Genomic DNA, 4,601 nt, shown 5'->3' with positions numbered 1-4,601 from the left:
CCGCCGTTGTTGCAAAATCGTCTCACTGCTTGGACCAGATGCGCATCGCCAAGCCAGGCTGCGACCAAATGCGCATCTGGTCCAAGCAGTGAGACGATTTTGCAACAACGGCGGGTTGTGCCGTTGCCGTGGCTCAGGCTATGCGGCTGCGCTGCGGACGGAGCGCTTACCGCCCGTCCCTGAACCGGTTGGTGATCGGATAGCGGCGGTCGCGGCCGAAGTTCTTCCTAGTGATCTTCACGCCCGGTGCGGCCTGCCGGCGCTTGTATTCGGCGATGTAGAGCAGGTGCTCGACCCGCGCCACTGTCGCCCGGTCATGGCCGCGCGCAACGATCTCGTCAACGCCCATCTCGTGCTCGACCAGGCATTCAAGGATATCGTCCAGCACCGGATAGGGCGGCAGCGAATCCTGGTCGGTCTGGTTCTCGCGCAGCTCCGCCGACGGCGCCTTGTCGATGATGTTCTTCGGGATCACCTCGCCGGAAGGGCCGAGCGCGCCCGGCGGCACGTGGCTGTTGCGCCAGCGCGACAGTGCATAGACCTGCATCTTGTAGAGGTCCTTGATCGGGTTGAAGCCGCCATTCATGTCGCCGTAAAGCGTGGCGTAACCGACCGACATCTCGCTCTTGTTGCCGGTGGTGACGACCATCGAACCGAACTTGTTGGAGATCGCCATCAGGATGGTGCCGCGCGCGCGGCTCTGCAGGTTCTCCTCGGTGATGCCTTCCTTGGTGCCTTCGAACATCTGCGTCAGCGCGTGCAGAAAACCTTCGACCGGCTCGAAGATCGGTACGATGTCGTAGCGGCAGCCAAGCGCGCGGGCGCAGTCCTCGGCGTCCTTCAGCGAATCCTTCGAGGTATAGCGGTAGGGCATCATCACCGCGCGCAGCCGTTCTTCGCCCAGCGCATCGACGGCAAGGGCGGCGCAGATCGCCGAATCGATACCGCCGGACAGGCCGAGCACGACGTTCTTGAAGCCGTTCTTGTTGACGTAGTCGCGCAGGCCAAGCATGCAGGCGCGATAGTCGGCCTCTTCCCGCTCCGGGATCTTCGACATCGGCCCTTCCGCGCAGACCCAGCCGTCATCCGTGCGCTTCCAGGTGGTGACGTCGACCGCGTCCTCGAACTGGCTCATCTGGAAGGCAAGCGTCTTGTCCGCGCCGATTGCGAAAGAAGCGCCGTCGAAGATCAGCTCGTCCTGGCCGCCCAGTTGGTTGGCGTAGATCATCGGCAGGCCGGTTTCGATGACCTGGCGGATGACGACCTGATGGCGGACGTCGATCTTGGCGCGATAGTAGGGTGAGCCGTTCGGCACCAGCAGGATCTCGGCGCCGCTTTCGGCCAGCGTCTCGCAGACGGCGACCTCGCCCCAGATGTCCTCGCAGATCGGAATGCCGATGCGCACGCCGCGGAAGTTGACCGGCCCCTGCAGTTCCGGCCCGGCCTGGAAGACGCGCTTTTCGTCGAACTCCCCATAGTTCGGCAGGTCGAGCTTGTAGCGTTCGGCCAGGATCTTGCCGCCATCGGCGACGATGATCGAATTGTGCGTGCCGCTCTTGCGCTTCAAGGGCGTGCCGATGATGACGCCGGGACCGCCATCCGCAGTGTCCTTGGCGAAATCTTCCGCGGCCTTTTCACAAGCCTTCAGAAAAGCGGGCTTCAGCACCAGGTCTTCCGGCGGATAGCCGGCGAGGAAGAGCTCGGTGTAGAGCACGAGATCGGCGCCCTGCCGGGCCGCATCCGCCCTCGCCTCGCGCGCCTTGGCAAGATTGCCGGCGACGTCACCGACGGTCGGGTTGAGCTGGGCGATGGCGATGCGCAGGATGTCGGGCTTCTTGGTCATGCAGTGGGTTTAGCGTGGCCGAAATCGCCGGGCAATGGCGATTGCTTGTACCAAATAGGATCGATCGACGGATGTTGATCGTATCCCGATCGATCGATTTCGACCGCGAGATTTCGCCGACCCAAGCCTAGTCGTTCATATACTCGCTCAGCGCTTCCACGGAGCGGTTCTCGCCGATCGACAGCGCCAGGATGCGCGAGATGTGCCGGCGCGGCAGGCCGGTTTCAGCCGACCATTGATTGATCTGCGCCTGGATCTTGTCGAGGTCCCGCTTCGAGGTCGGGTTCTCGGCGATGTCGATGCCGGCATCGCGAAGTGCCGCCGCCATGTCGGCCGAGACGACGAAGGTGTCCCACTCCAGCCAGCGCAGGAAGTACTGGCCGGTGTTGCCGCCCAGCCGGCTGCCGTGCTTGCCGAGATAGGCCGTCAGCCCGACCTGGTCGTCGGCCGGCCAGGCGGCGAGGAATTTGCCGAAGCCGCCATGCTCCTTCGACACGCGCTCGACGAAGGCGGCGTTGTCGCGGACGGCCTTGATCTTCTGCGGATTGCGCACGATGCGCTTGTCGGAGGCGAGTTCATGCCAGAAATCGTCGGGCTGGAACAGCAAGCGCTTCGGCTCGAAACCGAGGAACGCCTCCTCGAAACCCGGCCACTTCTGTTCGATGACGCGCCAGACGAAACCGGCGGCGAAAATCCGCTCGGCCATCGTCGACAGGATGCGGTCATCCGTGACCTTAGCCACGGCCTTATTGTCCGGCAGCGGCCCGAGCAGCGACGCCAGCGCCGCTTCGCCGCCCTTGCGCTTTGCCGCACGGGCGCGGATTCTTTGAAAGTCAGCCATTTGGTTCCTCGCAAGTCGCGTCAATCTACCACTTCCCGTTCGAACCGGCAGCCTCTACCTCTTATCGCGGACGGTGACGGAGGCGACACATGAACAAGACAGTCGAGGATCTGGCGAACCGCTGGCTGAGGCAAAGGCCGGATGCATTGAGCAAGCTCGAAAGCCGGGTGCTGCAAAGCGCGCTTGATCGCACCACCATCTCGAAGGACACCAACAAGGCCGTCGCCTTTCACCAGACGTTCGGCGACCGGGTCGCCGACACTATCGCCCGCATCGGCGGCTCATGGTCGTTCATCCTGACCTTCATCGCCTTCCTGGTCTTGTGGACCTTCGGCAATGTCTGGCTGCTGTCTCGCGACGCCTTCGACCCCTATCCCTTTATTTTCCTCAACCTGGTGCTTTCGATGATCGCAGCACTGCAGGCGCCGGTGATCATGATGTCGCAGAACCGCCAGACCGAGCGCGACCGTATCGACGCCGCCCACGACTATGAGGTCAACCTCAAGGCCGAGATCGAGATCATGGCGCTGCATGAGAAGCTGGACGAACTGCGCCACAGCGAGATCATCGGCATGCGCGACGAGATCCTGCGGCTGGCCGAGCAGGTCAGGCGCATCGATGAAAAGCTGTCGGCGCGGCAAAGTCCCTGATGACCGAGGCCATCCACCATCTCATCGAGCAGTACGGTCTGTTCGCCGTTTTCCTGGGCTGCGTCGCCGAAGGCGAAAGCGCCGCCATACTCGCCGGCTTCTTTGCGCATCAGCATGTCTTCATGGCCTGGCAGGCTTTCCTGGCGGCAGCCATCGGCGCCTTCGCCGGCGACACCTTCTTCTTCATCCTCGGCCGCAACTTCGCCGATCATCCCTATGTGCTCAAGCTGAAGGCGCGGCTAGGCTTCAGCCATGCCTTCCGTTTGGTCTCCTCCCATCCCAACATCTTCGTGCTTTCGAACCGCTACATCTACGGCATGCGCCTGGTCGGCGGCGTCGCAGCCGGCTTCGCCAACATCACAGTGATGCGCTTCGTCGTCCTCAACGCCATCTCGTCGCTGGTCTGGGCGGCGTTGTTCTGCACGGTCGGCTACGTTTTCGGACTGGGCGCCGAGCGCGTCGTCGGCCAGGCGCTGGCGCGCCACGAACGGCTGCTGATCGCGCTGGCAATCGGGCTTGTCGTCGCCAGCCTCGCCTGGTTCCTCGCCCACTCCGTCGCCAGGAAGGAACGCGCCAGGGACGCAGGGGACGGTCAGGGCGAAGCCAGGTAAAGCTCAGTCGATGTCGATGTCGGTGTCGAGGGCGCGGTCGCCACGGTCGAGGATCAGCGGGATGATCAAATCCTCTTCGTCGGCCAGGTGCCTTGTGAGCATGGCGATCAGCCGGCTGTTCTCATCGGCATAGACGTCGGCGGCAAAGCGCTGTCTGTCCTCGCTCTCCTCGAGCGTGCGGATAAAGGCATTCGCCGCCTCGGCGTTGCGTTCCAGCCCTTCGTGTATGGTGTGATGGTCGGCGTCGAGTATCTCGAAGCCTCGCTTCAACCGGGGCTCAGCCTTGGCGAAGGCCGGGAAGTATTGGTAGTCCTCGACATTATGGTGGCCGTCGAGATTGCCAAGGAAATGGTTCAGCCGCGGCGCGAACCAACGCGCGAAGTCCGGCGCTGTCAGCCTGCCTTCGCGATAGTCACCAATGCCGTTGGCCAGCATGCCGCCGAGTTCGCGGAACATGTCGTGCCGCCCAAGCCACATAGCGGCGAGGCCAGGAATATTGCCGTGGCCCTGCCAAGTCTCGCGCGGATATTTTTGCGTCAGCCAGCGCAGATCGTCCGGCAGCCCGGCTCGCTCGAGCAACAGAAAATCAGCGGCGTCCGACATGACAGTCTCCTTTGGTAACCGTCATGTAGGAAGCGCTATACTAGATCGGTAGT

The 4,601-nt window shown here is 63.0% G+C and carries 5 protein-coding genes; 2 read left to right on the top strand and 3 right to left on the bottom strand.

The window, feature by feature from the left end; genetic code table 11:
• Positions 1-166: 166 nt before the first annotated feature.
• Together EOA33_RS25115 and EOA33_RS25110 are read right to left on the bottom strand one after the other, a co-directional pair.
• Positions 167-1,843 carry an NAD+ synthase gene (locus tag EOA33_RS25115; protein WP_126054322.1) on the bottom strand — a complete coding sequence of 559 codons (1,677 nt, stop codon included), beginning with the start codon at positions 1,841-1,843 and terminating at the stop codon, positions 167-169.
• Between the two features lie 127 nt (positions 1,844-1,970).
• Complete coding sequence (locus EOA33_RS25110) at positions 1,971-2,684, bottom strand: DNA-3-methyladenine glycosylase I (RefSeq protein ID WP_127406852.1); 714 nt, start codon at positions 2,682-2,684, stop codon at positions 1,971-1,973.
• A gap of 89 nt (positions 2,685-2,773) precedes the next feature.
• Here EOA33_RS25110 and EOA33_RS25105 point away from each other — a divergent pair, with 89 nt between their 5' ends.
• Both EOA33_RS25105 and EOA33_RS25100 read left to right on the top strand, forming a co-directional pair.
• A complete protein-coding gene (locus tag EOA33_RS25105; protein WP_126054320.1) occupies positions 2,774-3,334 on the top strand; it encodes a DUF1003 domain-containing protein in 561 nt (186 codons plus the stop codon).
• Positions 3,334-3,945, top strand: coding sequence for a DedA family protein (locus tag EOA33_RS25100; protein ID WP_127406851.1), 612 nt, complete (start codon positions 3,334-3,336; stop codon positions 3,943-3,945). The genes EOA33_RS25105 and EOA33_RS25100 overlap by 1 nt, the downstream gene beginning before the upstream one ends.
• 3 nt (positions 3,946-3,948) lie before the next feature.
• Here EOA33_RS25100 and EOA33_RS25095 read toward each other — a convergent pair whose 3' ends face one another.
• Entirely contained in the window at positions 3,949-4,548 is a 600-nt protein-coding gene (locus EOA33_RS25095) for a hemerythrin domain-containing protein (protein ID WP_127406850.1), read from the bottom strand.
• Between the last annotated feature and the right edge of the window lie 53 nt (positions 4,549-4,601).

The sequence above is a fragment of the Mesorhizobium sp. M4A.F.Ca.ET.050.02.1.1 genome, assembly GCF_003997725.1.
In the GTDB taxonomy this organism is placed as follows: domain Bacteria; phylum Pseudomonadota; class Alphaproteobacteria; order Rhizobiales; family Rhizobiaceae; genus Mesorhizobium.
This window is presented reverse-complemented; position numbering and strand designations above follow the sequence as displayed.